Source organism: Arthrobacter gandavensis (genome assembly GCF_039528575.1).
GTDB classification, from domain to species: domain Bacteria; phylum Actinomycetota; class Actinomycetes; order Actinomycetales; family Micrococcaceae; genus Arthrobacter_B; species Arthrobacter_B citreus_B.
The window spans coordinates 1,484,019-1,505,945 of record NZ_BAAALV010000002.1 but is presented as its reverse complement, the minus strand read 5'-3'; the positions used below and the strand labels follow the sequence as shown (position 1 = coordinate 1,505,945).

General features: G+C 65.2%; 18 protein-coding genes. 7 read left to right on the top strand and 11 right to left on the bottom strand.

What is annotated here, in order from left to right; genetic code table 11:
- Positions 1-343: 343 nt before the first annotated feature.
- The 3 genes from ABFX29_RS10285 to ABFX29_RS10275 form a co-directional block, all read right to left on the bottom strand.
- Positions 344-1,141, bottom strand: coding sequence for an MBL fold metallo-hydrolase (locus ABFX29_RS10285; protein ID WP_152227142.1), 798 nt, complete (start codon positions 1,139-1,141; stop codon positions 344-346).
- 8 nt (positions 1,142-1,149) lie between these two features.
- Positions 1,150-2,256: a branched-chain amino acid aminotransferase gene (locus tag ABFX29_RS10280; protein WP_152227140.1), complete on the bottom strand. Its 1,107-nt coding sequence runs from the start codon at positions 2,254-2,256 to the stop codon at positions 1,150-1,152.
- Positions 2,257-2,320: 64 nt separating this feature from the next.
- Positions 2,321-3,385 (bottom strand): 3-isopropylmalate dehydrogenase, encoded by a 1,065-nt coding sequence (locus tag ABFX29_RS10275; RefSeq protein WP_152227138.1) that lies wholly within the window; start codon positions 3,383-3,385, stop codon positions 2,321-2,323.
- A gap of 193 nt (positions 3,386-3,578) precedes the next feature.
- Between ABFX29_RS10275 and ABFX29_RS10270 the strand changes: the two genes are divergently transcribed.
- The 6 genes from ABFX29_RS10270 (at position 3,579) to ABFX29_RS10245 (ending at position 9,903) form a co-directional block, all read left to right on the top strand.
- The gene (locus tag ABFX29_RS10270; RefSeq protein WP_152227136.1) at positions 3,579-4,835 is read left to right on the top strand and encodes a sensor histidine kinase; all 1,257 of its coding nucleotides are present in this window, start codon (positions 3,579-3,581) and stop codon (positions 4,833-4,835) included.
- Between the two features lie 5 nt (positions 4,836-4,840).
- Complete coding sequence (locus tag ABFX29_RS10265) at positions 4,841-5,563, top strand: response regulator (protein WP_211372348.1); 723 nt, start codon at positions 4,841-4,843, stop codon at positions 5,561-5,563.
- An 18-nt stretch (positions 5,564-5,581) separates the two neighbouring features.
- The gene (locus ABFX29_RS10260; RefSeq protein ID WP_152227134.1) at positions 5,582-5,896 is read left to right on the top strand and encodes an MmcQ/YjbR family DNA-binding protein; all 315 of its coding nucleotides are present in this window, start codon (positions 5,582-5,584) and stop codon (positions 5,894-5,896) included.
- Between the two features lie 69 nt (positions 5,897-5,965).
- The gene (locus ABFX29_RS10255) at positions 5,966-6,736 is read left to right on the top strand and encodes an ABC transporter ATP-binding protein (protein ID WP_082413297.1); all 771 of its coding nucleotides are present in this window, start codon (positions 5,966-5,968) and stop codon (positions 6,734-6,736) included.
- Positions 6,737-6,738: 2 nt separating this feature from the next.
- The gene (locus ABFX29_RS10250; protein WP_152227132.1) at positions 6,739-9,252 is read left to right on the top strand and encodes an ABC transporter permease; all 2,514 of its coding nucleotides are present in this window, start codon (positions 6,739-6,741) and stop codon (positions 9,250-9,252) included.
- 141 nt (positions 9,253-9,393) lie between these two features.
- Entirely contained in the window at positions 9,394-9,903 is a 510-nt protein-coding gene (locus ABFX29_RS10245) for a hypothetical protein (RefSeq protein ID WP_152227130.1), read from the top strand.
- A gap of 76 nt (positions 9,904-9,979) precedes the next feature.
- On the opposite strand, the gene metG is transcribed toward ABFX29_RS10245, so the two are convergent.
- The 8 genes from metG to ilvD all read right to left on the bottom strand — a co-directional run bounded on the left by metG (position 9,980) and on the right by ilvD (position 21,316).
- A complete protein-coding gene (metG, locus tag ABFX29_RS10240; RefSeq protein WP_152227128.1) occupies positions 9,980-11,539 on the bottom strand; it encodes a methionine--tRNA ligase in 1,560 nt (519 codons plus the stop codon).
- 77 nt (positions 11,540-11,616) lie between these two features.
- Entirely contained in the window at positions 11,617-12,975 is a 1,359-nt protein-coding gene (locus tag ABFX29_RS10235; protein ID WP_152227127.1) for an FtsX-like permease family protein, read from the bottom strand.
- Positions 12,972-13,682 carry an ABC transporter ATP-binding protein gene (locus ABFX29_RS10230; RefSeq protein WP_152227124.1) on the bottom strand — a complete coding sequence of 237 codons (711 nt, stop codon included), beginning with the start codon at positions 13,680-13,682 and terminating at the stop codon, positions 12,972-12,974. The genes ABFX29_RS10235 and ABFX29_RS10230 overlap by 4 nt, the downstream gene beginning before the upstream one ends.
- Before the next feature lie 165 nt (positions 13,683-13,847).
- Positions 13,848-15,443: a phosphoglycerate dehydrogenase gene (gene serA / locus ABFX29_RS10225; protein ID WP_152227122.1), complete on the bottom strand. Its 1,596-nt coding sequence runs from the start codon at positions 15,441-15,443 to the stop codon at positions 13,848-13,850.
- Between the two features lie 159 nt (positions 15,444-15,602).
- Positions 15,603-16,628 carry a ketol-acid reductoisomerase gene (gene ilvC / locus ABFX29_RS10220; RefSeq protein ID WP_152227120.1) on the bottom strand — a complete coding sequence of 342 codons (1,026 nt, stop codon included), beginning with the start codon at positions 16,626-16,628 and terminating at the stop codon, positions 15,603-15,605.
- 45 nt (positions 16,629-16,673) lie between these two features.
- Entirely contained in the window at positions 16,674-17,186 is a 513-nt protein-coding gene (gene ilvN, locus ABFX29_RS10215) for an acetolactate synthase small subunit (protein WP_091603654.1), read from the bottom strand.
- 5 nt (positions 17,187-17,191) lie between these two features.
- Positions 17,192-19,096 carry an acetolactate synthase large subunit gene (locus tag ABFX29_RS10210; protein ID WP_152227118.1) on the bottom strand — a complete coding sequence of 635 codons (1,905 nt, stop codon included), beginning with the start codon at positions 19,094-19,096 and terminating at the stop codon, positions 17,192-17,194.
- Between the two features lie 516 nt (positions 19,097-19,612).
- Positions 19,613-21,316: a dihydroxy-acid dehydratase gene (ilvD, locus tag ABFX29_RS10205; RefSeq protein WP_091603649.1), complete on the bottom strand. Its 1,704-nt coding sequence runs from the start codon at positions 21,314-21,316 to the stop codon at positions 19,613-19,615.
- 160 nt (positions 21,317-21,476) lie between these two features.
- Between ilvD and ABFX29_RS10200 the strand changes: the two genes are divergently transcribed.
- Complete coding sequence (locus ABFX29_RS10200; protein WP_152227116.1) at positions 21,477-21,917, top strand: hypothetical protein; 441 nt, start codon at positions 21,477-21,479, stop codon at positions 21,915-21,917.
- The last annotated feature ends 10 nt before the right edge of the window (positions 21,918-21,927 follow it).

The window sequence follows — 21,927 nt, the reverse complement described above, 5'->3', positions numbered from 1 at the left end:
TTTTAGCAATTCGGTGAATTCCGTAGAATTCCAACCAAACCGGCTATTCCAGCCCTTCCGGACCACGCCAATGCATCCGGATTTACCCGGTGGATTGAAGTGGTTTTGGTTTCCGTTCCGGCCTCAACGGCTCGGCGGCAACTCATTCAACTTTACACATCCGATGAGCCCTGCGCAACTCGGCAGGTCTGTGATGTCCTGCACGGGCTTGCGGGCCCTGATGCTGCGCCCGTCGCGGTCCCAGCGGACTGTCCCCGGCAAACCGGCGCAGTTCCATTTTAGGGAACACCGTCCGTCCCCGTGCAAGTTCAGAACGCGTGGGTGTGCTCACACCATCAGGTTGTTACCCACGGACGCGCAGATACTCCAGCTGCGCTGCGACGGAGAGCTCGGCCGCAGCACGGACGGAGGCCGGCACATCGGCATAGACGGCGTTGGCCACCTGTTCAACCGTGGCATCCTCCCCCAGCAGTCCCAGCACGCCGCGAATCTGTGCCAGGCGCTCGTCACGGTGGTCCCGGTATGTCAGCACAACTGACTCAAGGTTCTCCAGGTCCGGGCCGTGAGCAGGCAAGACGACGGCGGGCCCAAGCTGGCCAAGCTTCTCCAGGCTTGCCATGAAGTCCTGCAGGGTTCCGTCCGGGTAGTCCAGCACCGTGGTCCCGCGGCCCAGAATGGTGTCCCCCGTTAGAACGGATCCGCTGGGACCGTCCTCCCGGAGCAGGAAGCACACAGAATCCGAGGTGTGTCCCGGCGTAGCCAGCACCTGGATCTCCACTCCCCCGGCGGTGATGACTTCCCCGTCCTGAAGCGGGTCCCCGCCGAAACAGAAAGCCTGATCAGCAGCCCGAACCGGGGCACCGGTGAGCTGGTGGAAACGTTCGGCACCTTCTGTGTGGTCGGGGTGGCGGTGTGTAATGAGCACCAATTCAACATCCCCGGCTGCGGCGAGAGCTGCGAGGTGCTCTTCATCTGCAGGCCCGGGGTCAACAACCACGCAGGGTCCGCCGGTTTCGGCGGCAAGGATGTAACTCTTGGTGCCGTCCAGGCTCATCGGCCCCGGGTTATCGGCCAGCCGGTACCGTGCCAGCGGGGTACTCCGCGTTATCCGGTCCGGTGCCGGCTGTGCCGCTTCGCTCATGTTCTTCCCTAGGCCAGACGGGTCAGCCAGCCGCGGGTGTCCTCCACGGCACCGGTCTGGATGCCGAGCAGTTCCCGCCGGATGGACATGGTGACTTCACCTGCCGCAGCCTCCGGGGAACTAATGGTCTCGGTCTCGGACTTCAGTTCGCCAACCGGCGTGATGACGGCAGCCGTGCCGCACGCAAAGACCTCGGTGATTTCACCGGAGGCAACGCCGTCGCGCCATTCATCCAGCGTGATCTTGCGTTCTTCAACCTTCAGGCCGCGGTCTCGGCCCAGTTCAAGCACGGAATTGCGGGTGACGCCGCGAAGTATGGTTCCGGTGAGCGCCGGGGTGACGAGGCGGCCGTCCTTGAAGACGAAGAACACGTTCATGCCGCCGAGTTCTTCGATGGCGTTGTCATTGAACTCGTCCAGGAACAGCACCTGCTGGCAGCCGTTGGCTTCGCCTTCCATCTGCGCAATGAGGGACGCTGCGTAGTTGCCCCCGCACTTGGCTTCGCCGGTGCCTCCCCGGCCTGCGCGGGCGTACTTGGTGGAGAGCCAGATGGAAACCGGCTTTAGTTCTCCGCCGAAATAGTTCCCAGCCGGTGAGGCAATAACCCGGTAGGAAACCTCGCGGGCGGGACGGACACCCAGGAACGCCTCCGTGGCGATCATAAAGGGACGCAGGTAAAGGGACTCGCCGTCTCCGGAAGGAACCCAGTCCCGGTCCACGGCAACAAGCCGCCGCAGCGATTCAAGGAACAGCTCCTCGGGCAGCTCCGGCAACGCAAGGCGGCGGGCAGAGGCGTTCAACCGGGCCGAGTTGGCTTCGGGACGGAAGGTCCAGATGGATCCGTCTTCATGCCGGTAAGCCTTGAGCCCCTCGAAGATCTCCTGGCCGTAGTGCAGCACGGAGGCAGCGGGATCCATGGCGATGGGGCCATACGGCTCAATCCGCGCGTTCTGCCAAACTCCCTCGCCCGTTTCCGAGACGCGGTAGTCGATGACGGCGGTGTGGTCCGTGAAGTGGTTACCGAATCCCGGGTCAGCCAGGATCGCAGCGCGTTCCTGGTCCGACTTGGGTTGGGCGGATAGCTTCTGGGTGAACTCCAGAGCGCTGACAGACATTATTCCTCCACGGTGAACGGCGCGGCCGTCGTTCGTCTTCCTATTGATCGGGTACCTGTTGAGCTTATGACACTGCCGCGGCGATCGCATCGCCAATTTCCGCGGTGGTGCGTGTGTTTCCTGCCCGGGCGGCGACGTCGGCTTCCACTGCGCGCTCGACCCGGGCGGCTTCGTCGTTGAAGCCCAGATGCGCCAGCAGCAGGGCTGCGGACAGGATGGCTGCCGTCGGATCGGCCTTCTGCTGGCCGGCAATGTCCGGTGCGGAACCGTGCACCGGCTCGAACATGGACGGGAAGGTTCCCTCCATGTTGATGTTGCCGGAGGCTGCCAGGCCGATGCCGCCGGTGATGGCTGCAGCCAGGTCGGTAAGAATGTCCCCGAACAGGTTGTCGGTCACGATCACGTCGAAGCGGGCGGGGTCCGTGGTCAGGAAGATCGTGGCGGCGTCCACATGCAGGTAGTCGACTTCCACCTCGGGGAAGTCAGCGGCAACGGCTTCCACGGTCCGCTTCCACAAGCTGCCGGCATAGACCAGGACGTTGTGTTTGTGGACGAGGGTCAGTTTCCGGCGCGGGCGTTCGCTGGCGCGGCGGAACGCATCGCGCACCACGCGCTCGACGCCGTGCGCAGTGTTCAGCGACACCTCGGTGGCAATTTCATGCGGGGTCCCGGTGCGCAGGGATCCGCCGTTGCCGACGTAGGGGCCTTCGGTTCCTTCCCGGACCACAATGAAGTCGATATCACCGGGGTTGGCCAGCGGGCTCGCGACGCCGGGGTACAGCTTGGACGGGCGCAGATTGACGAAGTGGTCCAGGCTGAAGCGCAGTTTCAGCAGCATCTCGCGCTCGATCAGGCCGGACGGCATTTTCGTGTCGCCCGGAGCGGCGCCGACGGCGCCGAAAAGGATCGCGTCATGCTGCTTGAGGGACTCAAGCGTTTCATCCGGGAGCGTTTCGCCGGTACGGAGCCAGTGCTCGGCACCGAGCTGGTACTCCGTGAGGTCAAACTTCGCCGTACCCGACTCGGTTACGGCCTTCAGCACTTTGACGGCTTCGGCCGTGACCTCGGGACCGATTCCATCCCCGGGAATGACGGCCAGGGAAATAACCTTCGACGCTTCTTCGCTCATGCTCCAATTCTAGGAAGAGTGTCCGAATAGCGGTCAACACGTATCACATAATGAGACGCACGACAGCGGCGCTTCCGTAACGAGCTGCCCCCACCTCCGCGGGGGCCGGCGCTGCCGGGCCGCGGCTCGTCCAGCCGCAGTTCAGACCAGGGCATGACGCGCCGGTTCAGGAAGCGCCCTAAAGTTGTTGTCCATGCTGCTGCACCAACGCCTCTATGCCTGGACTCAGGCGAACCCCTTCAAGGTTGACCTGGCGGGAGCGCTTTCGGCGAGCCTGTTTTTCGCGTTTCCGTTCCTGCTGATGGGCGTCGGCGAAGGGCTGATCGAGTTCTTCCTGTCCCTGGCCATCTGCCTGCCGCTGGCATGGCGGCGCACCCGGCCGGTTCCCGCCGCGGCAGTGATGGCCGCGGCCTGCCTAATCCAGCTTCCCGTGGTTCCGGAGACAGGGCTGCCGGCAGACGTCTTGGTCCTGGTGATGGTGCATGCACTGGCTGCCTACGCCCCGCGCTGGGCGAGCCTGGGCGGACTGGCACTCGCTCTGGTCGGCGGTGCGCTCCTGATCCTGCAGTACGTGGCGCGGCCCACCATATCCGGCGTAGGGACGGCGGCCAGCCTTGCCAACGGAATGATCTGGTTCTGGTTGATAATGCTGGTGGCCGTCGATGCCGTGGTGCTTGTCTGCTGGACCTTCGGTGATCTGGCGCGAACCCGCCGCCTGGCCATGGAGTCGCTGCGCGACCGGGCCCGCCGCCTCGAAGTCGAGCGGCAGCAGGAACGGGACCTGGCAGCGGCTGACGAGCGCACCCATATTGCCCGCGAAATGCACGACATCGTGGCGCACTCGCTTTCAGTGATCATTACGCAGGCCGACGGCGCCAGGTATGCGAGCGCCCAGGACCCGGAAATCGCGACGGCTACCCTCGGCACTATCGCCGAGACGGGCCGGGGCTCGCTGCGGGAGATGCGGCGGCTGCTCGGCGTCCTGCGCGGCGACGACGGCGCGTCCACCCGTCCGCTGCCTTCGCTTGCGGACATCGGTGATTTGGTCGAGGGCGTCAAACGTGCCGGGCTGGACGTCCAGGTGCTCACCGCCGGCGCCATGCGGCGGGCCCTGCCGGCCGGGGCGGAGCTGACGGCCTACCGCGTGGTGCAGGAGGCCCTCACGAACGTGCTGAAGCATGCCGGCCCCATGGCGCGCGCCAGGGTGGAGCTGGACTGGACAGCACGCGGGCTCGGCATCACGGTGACTGACGACGGGCGCGGTGCCGGCGCTGACCCGGCGCTCCACGCAGGCACACCCAACGACGGCGCCGCCCGGACTCCCGGCGCGGGCCAGGGGATCATAGGTATGAAGGAACGCGTGGCGCTCTACGATGGAACGTTGGAAGCCGCTCCCGCCCCCGGCGGAGGATTCCGCGTCGACGCATTCATTCCCTACACGGAGGCCTAACAGGCATGACCACCCCCTCCCCCGGTGTTCCCGGGGAGACTGATACTTCCGCACCTATCCGGGTGGCGCTGGTGGATGACCAGCAGCTGGTCCGCGGCGGGTTCAAGATGCTGATCAATTCCCAGCCGGACCTCACGGTGACCGCTGAGGCCGGCAATGGCGCCGAAGCCGTGCGCGTGCTCTCCCAGACACCCGCCGACGTCGTCCTGATGGATGTCCGGATGCCGGGCATGGACGGCATTGAAGCTACCGCCAGGATCCTGGAGCAGGCAGGTTCCCGGGAGGCGGAGGTCAAGGTGGTGGTGCTGACGACTTTCGACCTTGACGAATACGCGCTGTCCGCCATCCGGGCCGGAGCCAGCGGCTTCCTGCTCAAGGACGCCCCGCCCGAGGAACTGCTCGAGGCGATCCGCACCGTGTACCGCGGTGATGCGGTAATCGCGCCGTCGACCACCCGCCGGCTGCTGGACCACGTGGCGCCCATGCTGCGCGAGCCGACTCCGGAGGTGAGCCGGCATGCAGCGAGCGTTGAAACCCTCACGCCCCGCGAGCGCGAAGTCTTCGCCCTTATCGCTGGCGGGCTCTCCAACCCGGAGATCGCAGCGAAGCTCTTCCTGTCCGAAGCAACGGTCAAGACCCACGTGGGGCACATCCTGGCCAAACTCGGGGCACGGGACCGTGTACAGGCTGTTGTCATCGCCTATGAGACCGGTATCGTCACCCCGTAACAGCCCGGGGAGGCACCCATGGCGTCCGTCGACGATGTCCGTTCCTTCTGCCTTTCCCTGCCGGGAGTCGCTGAACGGTCCAGCTGGAACCAGCCGGCCTGGTTCGCACGCAGCCTGATGGCCAGAATGTGGGAAGACGGGGTACTCACCGTCAAGACCGAGGAACGCGAAGGGCTCGCCGGGACGAACCCGGAGACCTATTTCTGGACGCCCCACCACAACCGGTCGCCGCAGCTGGTCCTGGCCCGGCTGGCCCGCCTGGACATGGCAGAGCTTGAGGAACTGCTGCTGGAGTCCTACCGGCTGGCGGGCCCGGTTCCACCCACGGGATGAGAAAGGGCCGCTGACAACCCGCCCCTGACCCGATGTGCCGGGGATGGCGCCCCGAATAGCGTTGAGGGCATGACAACCCTTACTGAGCACCACGCTGTGCCCGGCCCCGGCAGCTCCACGGCTGCCGCCGCCGCACAGGCCCTGAACAAGACCTACGGAAAGGGCGACACCGCCGTCCACGCGCTCCGCGACGTGGACGTTCGGTTCGAGTCCGGCACCTTCACGGCGATCATGGGTCCGTCCGGCTCGGGCAAGTCCACCCTGATGCACTGCCTGGCCGGCTTGGATACCGCTGACTCCGGCAACATCTGGATCGGCGGAACCGAAATCACCTCGCTCAAGGACGCTGACATCACCCGCCTGCGCCGCGACAGCGTCGGCTTCGTATTCCAGTCCTTCAACCTGGTTCCCACGCTGACCGCCGAGCAGAACATCACCCTTCCCGTATCCCTGGCCAACGGCAAGGTTGATACCGAATGGCTCGCAGAGATCACCCGCACCCTTGGCCTCGAAGGCCGGCTCAAGCACCGCCCCCACGAACTCTCCGGCGGCCAGCAGCAGCGCGTCGCGGTAGCCCGCGCCCTGCTGACCCGCCCGCACGTCATCTTCGGCGACGAGCCCACCGGCAACCTCGATTCCCGTTCGGGTGCCGAAGTGCTCTCGCTGCTGCGCCGTTCCTCCCGGGAAATGGGCCAGAGCATCATCATGGTTACCCACGATCCAGTGGCTGCCTCTTACGCGGACCGCGTTGTGCTGATGAACGACGGCGCGCTGGTGGGCGAGCTCTCCAATCCCACCCCTGAGAGCGTGCTGGCAGCCCTGACAAAGCTGGGGGCATAACAGTGCTGCAGGTTGCCCTGGCGCAGGTGCGCCTCAATGCCCGCCGTTTCATCGCCGTCGGCGTTGCCGTGATGATCGCCGTCGGCTTCCTCACCGCCACCTTGATCATCAATGCCTCGTCCAAGGCTTCCCTGACACAGAGTGTGGGACAGAGCTTCCGCAACGCGGACCTGGTGCTTTCGGCCGGTTACGACGACGATGCCAAGGACTGGGCCATCCTCGACGAACAGACTGCTGACCTCGCCCGCAGCATGGACGGCGTGGAAGACACCTACACGGTGCTCGCCGCCTCCGTGGCGGTTCGGGACGGCCGCGGAAGCTCATACGCTGTTCTGGCCAATCTTCCTGCCAATGATTCCCTGCTCCCTGTTGACGTGGTGAAGGGCACCCTCCCGGCAGCCGCCGGCGAGGTGGCCATCGACGAACAGACCGCCGAGCGCCGCGGAATAACCGTCGGGTCGCTGCTGCCCGTGGTTTCGGCGGAGGACCTCGAGGGCGCTGAAACCCCCCTCACCGTCACTGCCCTGGTTGAAGCGTCCTCAGACCCGCGCTCGATGGGTACCGCCCAGCTCTACGCAACCGAAGCGACCACCGCGCCCTTCACCAGCATGGAGTTCGGCTTTGGATCCATCCAGCTCGCACTGGCAGAGGGCGCGTCTGTAACAGCCGTCCAGACTGCCCTGACGCAGGCACTCAGCGATGCCGGCATCAAGGCCGTGACGGTACGCACTGTGGAGGAAGAGACCACCGAGCTCATGGCCGGTTTCACCGGCGGGCAGGACAGCCTCACTGTCATCCTGCTTGCCTTCGCCGCCGTTGCACTCCTCGTCTGCGCCCTCGTAGTCTCCAACACCTTCTCCGTGCTGGTGGCCCAGCGCACCCGGGAGCTCGCCCTGCTGCGGTGCATCGGCGCCGGCCGGTCACAGATCCGCCGTTCCGTGCTTGTCGAGGCCCTGCTGGTGGGGATCGTGTCCTCCATCGTCGGTGTGCTGGCGGCAGTGGGCCTGGTGGGCGGAATCGTGGCGTACCTTCAGACCCTCCCGGAAAGCGGCTTCGCCACCATGGACGTCCAGCCGCTGGCCGTTGCGGCGGGTATGGCGGCCGGCGTAATCCTCACAGTCCTCGCCGCACTGGTGCCGGCCCGTGCGGCGACTGCCGTCGCGCCGCTCGCAGCCCTTCGCCCCGCCGAGGATGTACGCGCCGGCACACGCAGGGGCCGCGTCCGGCTGGTGTCAGGGCTGGTGCTGACCGCCGGCGGTGCCGCCCTGCTGGGCTACGGCGCCTACGACGGGGACCTGCTCATCGCTCTCCCGGGAGGAATCCTCAGCTTCGTCGGCATCCTGATGTGCTCCACGCTCTTCATTCCGCCCCTGGTCCGTGCGGTGGGCTACCTCGCCGCCCCGCTTGGGGTTCCGGGCAAACTGGCTGCTGTAAACGCCGTGCGAAACCCGCAGCGGACGTCGGCCACATCATCTGCCCTGCTCATTGGCGTGACCCTGGTGGTCATGATGATGACAGGCGCCGCCACCGCCCGGAGTGCCTTCAACGACACCCTCGCCGGTGAGTTCCCGGTGGACGTCACCGTCCGCGGAGCCATTCCAGTCGAATCTCCGTTCACCGCCAAGGACGCCAGCGTTGCGGCGGCGGTCGAGAATGTGGATCATGCCGCTTTCCTTCCGGTCGCCGGACTGATTGACCGGGACGGGGAAGAAGTTCCGGTCTACACCCTGGATTCGGCCGACAGCCCGGTCCTGCAGGACGCTTCCATGGTTCCCATGGCCGGCACCATCATGATGCCGCAGGGAACCAAGGCAGAAACCGTCACCGTGAGGGGAGCCGCAGGGGACGTGGAGCTGAAGGTCGTGACTTCGGAGAGCCGGTCCTTCTCTGCCCTGGTCTCCACCGACACCGCACAGCTGCTGGGCGGCGTACCGGAGGAGCAGACGCCGGAACAGTTCCGGGCCCAGCCGCTGCTGTGGATCGCCGTTGCCGACGGCCTGAACACCTCGGCAATCATGGAGCTCCAGTCGGCCCTGTCCGAGGCACTGAATATGCAGGATTACCAGATCGCCGGTGCCGTCATTGAACGCGCAGCGTTTGAACAGGTGATCGATGTGCTGCTGATGGTCGTCACCGGACTCTTGGGAGTCGCCGTCGTCATTGCACTGGTGGGCGTGGCCAACACCCTCTCCCTTTCGGTCCTTGAACGGACCAGGGAATCCTCCCTGCTGCGGGCCCTGGGCCTGACCAAGGGCCAGCTGCGCGGCATGCTGGCACTGGAAGCGGTGCTGATCGCCGGAGTGGCTGCCCTCATCGGGCTCGGGCTCGGAGCGGCGTACGGCTGGCTGGGCGCCCAGTCCGCACTCGGTTCCTTCGCTGATGTGGTCCCGGCCCTGCCGTGGGCGCAGCTGGGCGGAGTGCTGGCCGTGGCTCTGGTAGCCGGTTTGGGAGCGTCACTGCTGCCGGCCCGCAGGGCAGCGCGCCTCTCCCCCGTTGCCGGGCTTGCCGCGGACTAAAAACGGCGCGGACAAAGCGCGGGGCGGCATCCCTTGGATGCCCGCCTCGCGCTTTTTGCGTCTGATCTGCAAAGATACAAAGCATACTGATAACCGTGACGGCGGTTTTCCGCCGAACCAGGAGCAGAGAAGGAGCCCGCAATGCCGCAGACAGAAACCGGCCGCACGCCCCGCCATGAGTCGCTGGCCGCTTATCTGGATGACCATTTGCTGGGAGCGGAGACCGGTGTGCGGCTTTTCAAGGCAGCCCGGGAAACCTGGCAGGGCACCGAGCACGAGGGCGTTTTCGCGGACCTGGTCCAGCAGATTTCTGACGAGCGCGACGAACTTGAAACCCTGATCCTGGCGCTGGGCTACCAGCGCAGCCGGATCAAGAAGGCCCTGGCGCTGGTGGGGGCGGCCGGCGGACGGCTGGGACCGATAAATCCGCTGAGCACCGGCAAAGGCACCAGCGGGCAGCTGGAGCTGGAGACGCTGCAGTCCATTGTCCGGGCAAAGGAGTGCCTGTACCGGACCCTGCTGGTGCTTTCAGCCCACGACCACCGTTTCCATGCTCCGCGGATCCGTGAGTTGCTGGAACTCGCGCAGAAGCAGCAGGACGCCGTGGCGAAGGTCATGGAGGAAACCGTTCCCGCCCGTTTCCTCACCTAGCCCTGAATTTCACCGAGATAGCAGAAACTGCACGTACCAGCGCTGGTACGTGCAGTTTCTGTCATCTGGATTGGGGTTACTCCGCAGGTTCCTCGTACTTCGGGAAGATCGGCGCCGGGGCGGGCAGTTCGGTGCCCGGGACCAGCGGGGTGCCCAGCGCTGCGAAGGCGCGGGCATCGCCGTCGGGCTGTCCCAGCACATCCAGCAGCTTGCCGGCGCTGCCCGGCATGACCGGCTGGATGAGGATGGCGACGATCCGCAGCACTTCCAGCGTCACGTACAGCACGGTGTTCATGCGCTCGACGTCGGTCTTCCGCAGCACCCACGGAGCCTGCTCCGCGAAGTACGCGTTGGTATCGCCAAGGACCTTCCACGTCGCTTCGAGCGCACCGTGGAAGTCCTGCATATCGTAGGCCCCGCGCGAGACCTGCAGCAGCTTTCCGGCGGCTTCGAGCAGCGCTTTGTCCTCTGCGGTGAACTCCCCCGGCTGCGGAACAGCGCCGGCGCAGTTCTTGGCCACCATGGACAGGGAACGCTGGGCGAGGTTGCCCAGGTTGTTGGCGAGGTCGGAGTTCATCCGGCCCACCACGGCCTCGTGGTTGTAGGAGCCGTCTGCACCGAAAGGCACTTCGCGCAGCAGGAAGAAGCGGACTGAATCCAGTCCGTACTGATCGGCCCAGTCCTTGGGCGCCACCACGTTGCCCAGCGACTTGGACATCTTCACGCCCTTGTTGTGCAGGAAGCCGTGAATCATGATCCGCTTGGGCAGGTCCAGCCCGGCGGACATGAGGAACGCCGGCCAGAAGATCGCGTGGAAGCGGGAAATGTCCTTGCCGATCACGTGCACGTCTGCCGGCCAGTACTTCTTGAAAGTCTCGCTTTCGGTGTCGGGGAAGCCGACGCCGGTGAGGTAGTTGGTCAGCGCGTCCACCCACACGTACATCACATGGTCCGGATTTCCGGGAACGGGCACGCCCCAGTCGAAGGTGGTGCGGGAGATCGAGAGGTCTTCCAATCCGCCCTTAACGAAGCTGATGACCTCGTTGAAGCGGGAGCGCGGTGCGGCGAAGTCCGGCTGGGACTCGTACAGGGCCAGGAGCTTGTCCTGGTAGGCGGAGAGCCGGAAGAAGTAGCTTTCCTCCTCGGTCCAGGTCACCTCCGTGTCGGTTTCCTTGGAGTAGCGCACGCCGTCTTCGCGGACTTCGGTCTCGTCTTCGCTGTAGTACGCCTCATCGCGGACTGAATACCACCCGGAGTACTTGGACAGGTAGATGTCGCCGTTCTCCTCCATCCGCTTCCAGATGGCCTGGGCTGCGGCATAGTGGTCGGCGTCAGTGGTGCGGATGAAGCGGTCATAGGAGGTGCCCATGTCCGCTTCCATCTGCTTGAAGGCTGCGGAGTTCCGGTCGGCCAGCTCCTTGGCGGTGATGCCTTCCTTATCCGCGGACTGCTGCATCTTCAGCCCGTGCTCGTCCGTACCCGTCATGAAGAACACGTCGTAACCGTCCAGCCGCTTGAAGCGGGCCATGGCGTCGGTGGCGATGTGCTCGTAGGCGTGCCCGATGTGCGGTTGGCCGTTGGGGTAGGAGATGGCTGTGGTGATGTAGAACGGTGTCTTGGAGTCGGTTGAAGTCACACTAGAAAATTACCCTGTTTCGGCGGAGCTTGTCGCTTCGGGTCGGGCTTCACCCCCACCCGAAGCAACGTGCGCCACTATGCTTCCCGCTCCAGCACCGACGTTAGTACCGGAGAGGTGGCAGCCAGGCCGGCACGAACCAGGAGGATCCCGACCACCACGCATCCGGCCAGGAACGCCATGGCCACCGGGTTGAAGAGTATCGCCGCACCGGTAACGGGGAACAGCAGAACGGCAGAGACGGCCGCGGAAGCGGCGCTGACCAGCACCACCGGCTGCATCACCGCACCGGTGCGCGCCGCGTCAATGACTTCCCGGGGCATCCCCATCCGGTGCATGCTGCGGTAGAGCTCGGCCCGGTCCAGGACCGTCGCCGCCTGGTTGATACCGGCCGAGCAGGCCACCATCAGGAATCCGGCGATGACGGTGATGAAGACTCCTGTCATGACGTCCTGGAGCAGGAAGTCTTCCGGCCCTTCGGACTGCGCGGTCTGCAGCAGTGCAGCGCCGGCACCGGCCACGACGGCGGTGAAGCACACCATGGAGAGCGCACTGACCTGCCGCCAGGCGGCCTTCGGGGCATCCAGCACGATGCGGGCCGCGAGCAGTGCCTGCGGGGTGGCTGCCCGGCGCAGGCGCCGCTTCGCCGAAACCGTGACCAGCCACGGCCCCACCAGGTTCAGGACAGCGAGGCCTCCCGCAAAGGCGCCGAACAGGACGGCCAGCGCGAGGGCCGCCGCGCCGACCGGAGTCAGCAGTGCCGCCACACAGAGCACCACTATGAGCACCGCAATGCCTGCGCGTGACCAGTGGACCTTCTGCGCATCGGCCCGGGTACGCACGCCCAGCGGTGAAATCACCACCCGGCGCAGGCTGATCACCGAGCTCACCACCGCAAGGGCGACGACGGCGGCAACGCCTGCGACGGCGGCTGCCGGATGCAGCCAGTAGGCACTGCCCAGCGCGGCCCCGCGGAAATGGATCAGCTGTACGAACGGTGCGAACACGACGTAACCCAGTACACCGGCAAGGGCCCCGGCAAGGGCTTGGGCAGCCGCTTCCAGGACGGTCACCTGGCGGACTGTCCTGGCAGAGGCACCGAGCAGCCGGAGGGTCGAGAGGTGTTCATCGCGGCGGCGGGCTGACAGGCGAGCAGCTGAACCGCCCAGTGTCAGCAGCGGAAGAACCAGCAGGATGAGGGCAAAGGCTGCCAGCAGCAGGTACAGGTTTCCCTCGTCGTCTCCCCACTGGGTGAAGGACAGTGCGCCGGCGAGTACTGTCAGCAGCAAGGTGGTGACCACGGCGAAGGACGCTGCAGGAAGAATCGCGGCAGCAGACCCGGAGGTGCCGGGCCGGTTCAGCAGCCACGTCAGCCGCAGGGGAACCGCCCACGGGGAAGAATCCACTGCGCGTGCCACGACGGCGGAGGCACTCATCGGGCCACCCCGGCGGTATCGGCGACGATCCGCCCATCGGCCAGGGTGAGAACCCGGCTGCACCAGCGCGCAACCTCGGGATCATGGGTAACTACCACCAGGGCGCGTCCCGTTCCTGCGACTGACTGCAGCAGCAGTGCCATCACATCCGCGGAGGTACGCGAGTCCAGTGCTCCGGTCGGTTCGTCAGCGAACAGCACCCGGGCTCCGTTCACCTGCGCCCGGGCAATTGCCACCCGCTGCGCCTGCCCGCCGGACAGCTCACCTATCCGCCGTCCTTCCATCCCAGCCAGTCCCAGTGCCGCAAGGGCCGCGGCCGCTTGCTGCTCGGCAACCTGGCGCGGTGTTCCGTTCAGCATGAGCGCCAGCGCCACGTTTTCTCCGGCCGTCAGCTCGGGAATCAGCAGGCCCTGCTGGAATACGAACCCAAACTCGGTCCGGCGCAGCGCTGACCGCGCTGCATCATCGAGCGAGGTGATCTCCGCGGGTACACCGGTTGCAGTGCCAAAGAGCCGGACGCTTCCGGTGTCCGGAAGTACGATGCCCGCCAGGCAGTGCAGCAGTGTGGTCTTTCCTGAACCGGAGGCGCCCATGACGGCCACCGCCTCCCCCGCCCTGACCGTGGCCGATACCCCGTCCAGCGCGGTGGTGCTGCCGTAGGTTTTTGTCAGGTTCTGGGCGCTTAGGACAGGCGTATCTGCAATCATGCTTCCAGTGTCCGCCGTGCCCCTTCCGCCGCGCGTCGGCTTCCGGCATGAACCTGCCAGCCAGCGGCGTCGTACTGCGGGTGGAGGCCCGGGTACTCCAAGTACCTCCCGGGATGCACGGGAGGCCGGCCCCAAACGGGACCGGCCTCCTGAACGCGGAGCGGATTAGTCCTGCAGGTCCACTTCGCGTGCCACGGTTGCGCCGATCGCTTCGCGGACGGTTTCCAGGACGTCCTGCGGCACGGAGGAATCCACCGTGAGCAGGGACAGGGCCTGGCCGCCCTCGGAGTTTCGGGCCACCTGCATGCCGGCGATGTTGATCTCCGCTTCGCCCAGAATGCGGCCCAGGGCGCCGATGACGCCGGGACGGTCCTGGTAGAGCAGCACCAGCAGGTGTTCGCTGATCGGGATTTCCAGGTCGTAGCCGTTGACGCCCACAAGCTTCTGGATCTGCTTCGGTCCGGTCAGCGTGCCTGCAACCTCCAGCTGCGTGCCGTCGGAGAGCGCACCGCGGATGGTCAGCAGGTTACGGTAGTCATCGACGTCGGGCGTGGTGATGAGGCGGACTGCGATGCCGCGCTGCTCGGCCAGCACCGGAGCGTTCACGTAGGAGACCTGCTCCGAGACGATGTCGGTGAAGATGCCCTTCAGTGCTGCGAGTTCCAGTGCCTTCACGTCCAGGGATGCGATCTCGCCGGCCACCTCAATGTCGATGGCGGTCATCGAGTCATGGGCAAGGGCGGTGAAGATGCGGCCCAGCTTCTCGATCAGCGGGATGCCCGGGCGGACGTCCTCGGCGATGACGCCGCCGGCAACGTTCACGGCGTCCGGCACCAGTTCCCCGGCCAGGGCCAGCCGGACCGACTTGGCGACGGAGATGCCGGCCTTTTCCTGCGCTTCATCGGTGGAAGCACCCAGGTGCGGGGTGACAATGACGTTGTCCAGGGCGAAGAAGGGCAGGTCGGTGCTCGGTTCCTTCACGAAGACGTCGACGCCGGCGCCGGCAATCTTGCCTTCGGTCAGTGCGGTGTACAGTGCGTCTTCGTCCACGAGGCCGCCGCGGGCCACGTTGACGACGTAGGCGGTGTCCTTCATCTTCTCGAAGGCCTCGGCGCCAAGCATGCCCAGGGTCTCCGGAGTCTTGGGCATGTGGATGGTGACGAAGTCCGACTGCTCCAGCAGCTCATCCAGGGTGACCAGCTTGACGTTCAGCTGGGCGGCGCGGGCGGAGGTGATGTACGGGTCGTAGGCCAGGACCTCGGTGCCGAAGCCCTGCACGCGGGCCGCCACCAGGGCGCCGATGCGGCCGAGGCCGATGATGCCGACCTTCTTTTCGAACAGCTCCGTGCCGGTGTACTTGGAGCGCTTCCACTCCCCGCCCTTGAGGGCGGAAGAGGCCTGCGGAATGTGGCGGGCGAGGGAGAGGATGTGGCCGACCGTCAGTTCAGCTGCGGAGATGATGTTCGACGTCGGGGCGTTGACCACCATGACGCCCGCCTGGGTGGCGGAACGGATGTCCACGTTGTCCAGGCCTACACCTGCACGGGCAATGACCTTCAGGTTTTTGGCAGCGGCGATTGCTTCGGCATCCACCTGGGTGGCGGAGCGCACCAGGATCGCGTCGACATCCGCGATGGCGGAGAGCAGCTGGGAACGGTCTGCGCCGTCGGTCTGGCGGATCTCAAAATCGGGGCCCAGGGCCTCAACCGTGGCCGGGGAGAGTTCCTCCGCGAGGAGTACTACTGGTTTGGTGGCAGTCACCGATGACCTCTTTAGCTGTGTGTCGATGTGGTTTTGGGTATTTCACGCCGGAGGCCGGACCCCATGCAGGGCCCGGCCTCCTTACCGAAACGGCTTGCATTTCAAGCGTAACGCCGCTGTTCCGGACACGGAGAATCCGTGTCTTTGTTACTGGTTTGATTAGCGCGCGACGGAGCCTTCGGTGTAGTCGTCGTCGGACTTGATCCAGGAGAAGAGCTTGCGCAGTTCGCGGCCGGTGGCCTCGATGGAGTGGTCCTCGCCCTTCTGGCGCAGTTCCTTGAACTCCGGGGCTCCGGCGTCCTGGTCATCGATGAAGCGCTTGGCGAAGGCGCCGTTCTGGATGTCCGCGAGGACGGCCTTCATGTTTTCCTTCACCTCGGGGGTGATGACGCGCGGGCCGGAGACGTAGTCGCCGTACTCTGCGGTGTCGGAAACGCTCCAGCGCTGCTTGGCGATGCCGCCTTCAACCATGAGGTCGACGATGAGCTTCAGCTCGTGCAGGACCTCGAAGTAGGCAACCTCCGGCTTGTAGCCGGCTTCGGTCAGGGTCTCGAAGCCGTACTGGATCAGCTGCGAAGCGCCGCCGCAGAGGACAGCCTGCTCGCCGAACAGGTCGGTTTCGGTCTCTTCGGTGAAGGTGGTCTCGATGACGCCTGCACGGGTGCCGCCAATGGCCTTGGCGTAGGAAAGCGCCAGGTCCTTGGCCTTGCCCGAGGCATCCTGTTCGACGGCGATCAGGTCGGGAACACCGCGGCCTGCTTCGAATTCGCGGCGGACAATGTGGCCCGGGCCCTTCGGGGCAACCAGTGCGACGTCGACGTCTGCCGGCGGCTGGATGTAGCCGTAGCGGATGTTGAACCCGTGGCCGAAGAAGAGGGCGTCGCCGGACTTCAGGTTCGGGGCGATTTCTTCGGCGTAGACGAAGCGCTGGACCTGGTCCGGGGTGAGGACCATGATCAGGTCGGCCTCGGCAACGGCGTCGGCAACGCTGAGCACCTTGAGGCCTTCAGCTTCGGCCTTGGCACGGGACTTGGAGCCTTCCTTGAGGCCAACGCGGACATCGACACCGGAGTCGCGCAGGCTCAGGGCGTGTGCGTGGCCCTGGCTGCCGTAGCCGATGACGGCGACTTTGCGTCCCTGGATGATCGACAGGTCTGCGTCGTCGTCGTAATACATGTCAGTCACTTCAATATCTCCTGTTTGGTCTTGGATAAAGGTTGTGGGAGGAACTCAGGCGCTGCGCAGCGCGCGGTCGGACATCGACTTCGCGCCGCGGCCAACGGCCAGGGTTCCGGATTGAACAATTTCGCGGATGCCAAAGGGCTCCAGCACTGAGAGCAGTGCGTTGAGCTTTTCGGCGGTGCCAGTTGCTTCAACGATCAGGGAGTCTGTAGACACATCTACCACTGAAGCACGGAACAGCTCGGCTGCCTGGGTTACCTGCAGCCGGGTTGCGGCATCCGCGCGAACCTTGACCAAGATGTGGTCGCGTTGCACGGAAGACTCGGGAACGAGTTCGACAATCTTGATGACGTTGACGAGCTTGTTCAGTTGCTTGGTGACCTGCTCCAGCAGGTCACCTTCGGCCTCGACAACGACGGTGATGCGGGACAGTCCCGCAACCTCCGACGGCCCGACGGCCAAAGAATTGATGTTGAACGCCCGGCGGGCGAACAGTGACGCAACACGGGTCAGGACACCGGGTACGTCTTCTACGAGCACGGAAAGGGTGTGGCGTGCCATGTCCCCTACTCCTCCTCTTCCCAGGTGGGTGTCATGTTGCGGGCAATCTGGATGAGGTCGTTGCTGACTCCGGAGGGAACCATTGGCCAGACCATGGAATCTCGGCTGACCACGAAGTCGATGACGACGGGACGGTCATTGATGGACAGCGCCTTCTCGATCGTCGCGTCGATGTCCTCTTCGCGTTCGCAGCGCAGGCCCACACAGCCGTAGGCGTCCGCGAGCTTCACGAAGTCCGGAACCCGAACGGTGTCATGTCCGGTGTTCAGGTCCGTGTTGGAGTAGCGGGACTCGTAGAACAGGGTCTGCCACTGGCGGACCATGCCCAGGGAGGAGTTGTTGATGATGGCTACCTTGATCGGGATGTTGTTGATCAGGCAGGTGGCCAGTTCCTGGTTGGTCATCTGGAAGCAGCCGTCGCCGTCGATCGCCCAGACCACCCGGTCCGGGTTGCCGACCTTGGCACCCATGGCTGCCGGAACGGAATAGCCCATGGTGCCCAGGCCGCCGGAGTTCAGCCAGGCGCGGGGACGCTCGTAGTTGATGAACTGGGCGGACCACATCTGGTGCTGGCCCACGCCGGCTACGTAGACGCCTTCAGGGCCGGTGAGCTCACCGATCCGCTTGATCACTTGCTGCGGTGCAACGTGGCCGTCCTCGGGCTCGGTCCAGCCCGTGGGGTAGGTTTCCTTCAGCCGGTTGAGCACCGACCACCAGGACTCGAGGCCGGGCGTACCGGTGGAGTCGAACTGGCTGCGGACAGCTTCGGTGAGCTCGGGGATGATTTCCTTCACCGATCCCACGATCGGCACGTCCGCAGTGCGGTTCTTGGAGATTTCCGCGGGATCAATGTCAGCGTGGATGACCTTGGCACCCGGCGCGAAGGAGGACAGCACGCCGGTGACACGGTCGTCGAAGCGGGCGCCGAGCGTGATCAGCAGGTCGGACTGCTGCAACGCGGTGACCGCGGAAACGGACCCGTGCATGCCGGGCATGCCCATGTGCTGGGGATGGGAATCGGGGAAGACGCCGCGTGCCATCAAGGTGGTCACGACGGGTGCGCCCACTGTTTCTGCCAGTTCCAGCAGTTCCGCGGATGCGTTGGCCTTCAGCACGCCGCCGCCGACGTAGAACACCGGGCGCTGCGAGGCTGCGATCAGGCGGGCAGCTTCACGCACCTGCTTGGAGTGGCCGCGCACCACGGTGCGGTAGCCGGGCAGGTCGATCTTCGGCGGCCAGGAGAAAGTGGTCTTGCCCTGCTGGGCATCCTTGGTGATGTCCACCAGCACCGGGCCGGGCCGGCCGCTGGTGGCAATGTGGAAGGCTTCGGCGAGGACCCGCGGGATCTCGTCGGCATTGGTCACCAGGAAGGAATGCTTGGTGATCGGCATGGTGATGCCCACGATGTCCGCTTCCTGGAACGCATCGGAACCGATCACGGAGCTGTTGACCTGCCCGGTGATGGCAACCATGGGAACGGAGTCCATGTGCGCGTCGGCAATGGCGGTCACCAGGTTGGTGGCCCCGGGGCCCGACGTCGCAATGCACACGCCTGCCCGGCCGGTGACCATGGCGTAGCCTTCTGCTGCGTGGCCGGCGCCCTGTTCGTGCCGGACCAGGATGTGCCGCAGCTTAGTGGAGTCCATCAGCGGGTCATAGGTTGGCAGGATCGCGCCGCCGGGCAGACCGAAGACGTCTTCGACTCCGAGTTCTTCCAGCGAACGGACGATGGCCTGCGAGCCGGTCATCTCCGTGGGAGGTACTACGTTGTTGGGTCCCTGGACACGCGTGTCCACGGCTTCAGCAGGATTGACAGAAATAGCTGCATCTTTGTGCTTGGCCGGCGCGGAACGGGCCGGGCCGGTCTTGTGTGCCATCAGCGACGGGCTGGCTGGCGATCCCTTACTCATCGGAAACTTCCTTTGCGGATACATATCCATTTTGTTCTGATGCGGCGTACCGCCCGGGGGGTAAGCCCGGAGCGGTCTCTGTGCTTTCTGAAGCCAATAAAAAAACCCCTCGTGCCTGTTGGCTCCGTAGGGGTCCGCGCGTGACGTCTTTTTCAAGTCGGGCTGTTACGCCACGCGCTTGCTAAGGACGACGGTTACGATCTGCATAGAGATCAGTGTTCCCCTCCTCCGGCAACGGTGTCAACCGAAGGGTGATGCGTCTCATTATATGGACTTTCCAGTCCGCTGTGTGGACACCCCGGATGTTGCGCTGCGTGCAGGGAGCATTAGCCCCCTGCCTTCCAGGGCAGACACCTCCAACTCAAGAAGCGTGCGCAGGTGTTGTAAGCCCGACCACCAAAGGCGGCAGGGCTTAATAAGGCCTCAACGCCTTCGGGGCCCCGTGGACATTCGCTCCAGCGAATGTCCACGGGGAGGCGTTTAGGCCGGCCTAGCGGGTGCCCTTGGGGAGGCGCATCAACCGCAGTAGGCGCCCGTGGAAGCCGAGTTGACCATCTTGGCGTACTTGGACAGGACACCCTTGGTGAACTTGGCCGGCAGCGGCTCCCAGCCGACCTTGCGGGCTTCGAGCTCTTCGGGCTCCACCAGCAGGTCGAAGGTGCGCGCGGCGATGTCGACGCGGATGCGGTCACCGTCCTTGACGAAGGCGATGGGACCGCCGTCGACGGCCTCCGGTGCCACGTGCCCGATGCACAGGCCCGTGGTGCCGCCGGAGAAGCGGCCGTCAGTCAGCAGGAGCACGTCCTTGCCCAGGCCCGCACCCTTGATGGCACCGGTGATGGCGAGCATCTCGCGCATGCCCGGGCCGCCCTTGGGGCCTTCATAGCGGATGACGACGACGTCCCCGGCGTGGATTCCGCCGGCATCGAGCGCGTCAAGCGCACCCTGCTCGCGCTCGAAGACGCGGGCGGTGCCCTCGAAGACATCGGCGTCGAAGCCTGCGGACTTCACGACGGCGCCTTCCGGAGCCAGCGAGCCCTTCAGGATGGTGATGCCGCCGGTCTTGTGGATCGGGTTGTCGATGGCGCGGAGCACCTTGCCGTCGGGATCCGGCGGGTTGATGGCTTCGAGGTTTTCGGCCACGGTCTTGCCCGTAACGGTGAGGCAGTCGCCGTGCAGCAGGCCGGCGTCGAGCAGCGCACGCATGATCACCGGCACGCCGCCGATCTTGTCGACGTCGTACATGACGTAACGGCCGAACGGCTTCAGGTCGCCCAGGTGCGGAATCTTGTCGCCGATGCGGTTGAAGTCCTCCAGGGTGAGGTCGACTTCGGCTTCGCGGGCGATTGCCAGCAGGTGCAGGACGGCGTTGGTGGAACCGCCGAAGGCCATGGTTACGGCAATCGCGTTTTCGAAGGCCTTCTTGGTCATGATGTCGCGGGCAGTGATGCCCTTGCGCAGCAGGTTCACTACGGCTTCGCCGGACTTGCGGGCGAACTCGTCGCGGCGGCGGTCAGCCGAGGGCGGTGCTGCCGAGCCCGGCAGGGACATACCCAGTGCCTCGCCGATGCAGGCCATGGTGTTGGCGGTGTACATGCCGCCGCAGGCACCTTCACCCGGGCAGATGGCACGTTCGATGGTGTCCAGGTCCTTAAGACTCATCTTCCCTGCGGCGCAGGCGCCAACGGCTTCGAAGGCGTCAATCAGGGTGACTTCCTTCTCGGTTCCGTCTTCGAGCTTGGCGAAGCCGGGCATGATCGATCCGGCGTAGAGGAAGACGCTGGAGAGGTCCAGGCGGGCAGCAGCCATCAGCATGCCGGGCAGGGACTTGTCGCAGCCGGCCAGCAGGACGGATCCGTCAAGACGTTCAGCCATCATGACGGTTTCCACGGAGTCGGCGATGACTTCGCGGGATACCAGGGAGAAGTGCATGCCTTCGTGGCCCATGGAGATGCCGTCGGAGACGGAAATAGTGCCGAACTGCATGGGGAATCCGCCGCCTGCATGCACACCTTCCTTGGCGCCCTGGGCCAGCCGGTTCAGGGAGAGGTTGCAGGGGGTGATTTCGTTCCAGGAACTGGCAATGCCGATCTGGGGCTTGGCGAAGTCGTCGTCTCCCATGCCGACCGCCCGGAACATGCCGCGCGCGGGCGCCGCATGGATACCGTCGGTTACGACTCGGCTGCGGGGTTTGATGTCAGGGGTGCTCTCCGTGGTCATAGCAAAATCCTATTCCTTTCCCTCCCGCCCCCGCGCATCCGGCCGCAGCGCCGGCGGCCGTGTTACGTCCGGGTTACGCGGACCGCACGGCCCGATGAACTTTCCCCGCTGACCCGGCGTGCTTCCCCTGATGGGGGTGGGTGTCCATACACTGGGGAACATGAGTGCGGAAACAGGACCGGAAGACAGCCACGCCAGCGACGAACTCAAGTCCGCCCTCCGCCGCGTCTTCGACTCGCAGATGCCCAACTACGGCGACTACAACCTTGTCTGCGCCACTCCCCTGCCGGATTCAGCGGGCTACTTTGTCCTGGGCTACCGCTGGAGTCCCCCTGAGCTGGTGTTCGCCCCGTTCGAAACAGACTCCCTGCAGGGCCTGGAACCCCCCACCGCCATTAACACCACCAATCTCTCCCATGCCGATGAACTGGCGCCGGGAAGCTACGAGGTAGGCACCAGCACCGGAAGGGTGTTTCGATTCGGAGTTGAATCCGAGGCAGCGCTGCCGGCCGCTCCCGGCAGCGTGCACCGTGTCCTGCGCCAGGACGGAGACCGGTCCGACTTCCACTCTTTCCTGGATGTCTTCCTGGACCTGGCTTAGGCTCAGTCCT

Coding starts and splice junctions, on each gene's coding strand:
- ABFX29_RS10255 (WP_082413297.1), top strand. CDS start 5,966: ATGACAACCCTTACTGAGCACCACGCTGTGCCCGGCCCCGGCAGCTCC.
- ilvN (WP_091603654.1), bottom strand. CDS start 17,186: ATGGCACGCCACACCCTTTCCGTGCTCGTAGAAGACGTACCCGGTGTC.
- ABFX29_RS10245 (WP_152227130.1), top strand. CDS start 9,394: ATGCCGCAGACAGAAACCGGCCGCACGCCCCGCCATGAGTCGCTGGCC.
- ABFX29_RS10235 (WP_152227127.1), bottom strand. CDS start 12,975: ATGAGTGCCTCCGCCGTCGTGGCACGCGCAGTGGATTCTTCCCCGTGG.
- ABFX29_RS10280 (WP_152227140.1), bottom strand. CDS start 2,256: ATGTCTGTCAGCGCTCTGGAGTTCACCCAGAAGCTATCCGCCCAACCC.
- ABFX29_RS10265 (WP_211372348.1), top strand. CDS start 4,841: ATGACCACCCCCTCCCCCGGTGTTCCCGGGGAGACTGATACTTCCGCA.
- ABFX29_RS10270 (WP_152227136.1), top strand. CDS start 3,579: ATGCTGCTGCACCAACGCCTCTATGCCTGGACTCAGGCGAACCCCTTC.
- ABFX29_RS10210 (WP_152227118.1), bottom strand. CDS start 19,096: ATGAGTAAGGGATCGCCAGCCAGCCCGTCGCTGATGGCACACAAGACC.
- ABFX29_RS10260 (WP_152227134.1), top strand. CDS start 5,582: ATGGCGTCCGTCGACGATGTCCGTTCCTTCTGCCTTTCCCTGCCGGGA.
- ABFX29_RS10200 (WP_152227116.1), top strand. CDS start 21,477: ATGAGTGCGGAAACAGGACCGGAAGACAGCCACGCCAGCGACGAACTC.
- ilvD (WP_091603649.1), bottom strand. CDS start 21,316: ATGACCACGGAGAGCACCCCTGACATCAAACCCCGCAGCCGAGTCGTA.
- ABFX29_RS10285 (WP_152227142.1), bottom strand. CDS start 1,141: ATGAGCGAAGCGGCACAGCCGGCACCGGACCGGATAACGCGGAGTACC.
- ABFX29_RS10275 (WP_152227138.1), bottom strand. CDS start 3,385: ATGAGCGAAGAAGCGTCGAAGGTTATTTCCCTGGCCGTCATTCCCGGG.
- ABFX29_RS10230 (WP_152227124.1), bottom strand. CDS start 13,682: ATGATTGCAGATACGCCTGTCCTAAGCGCCCAGAACCTGACAAAAACC.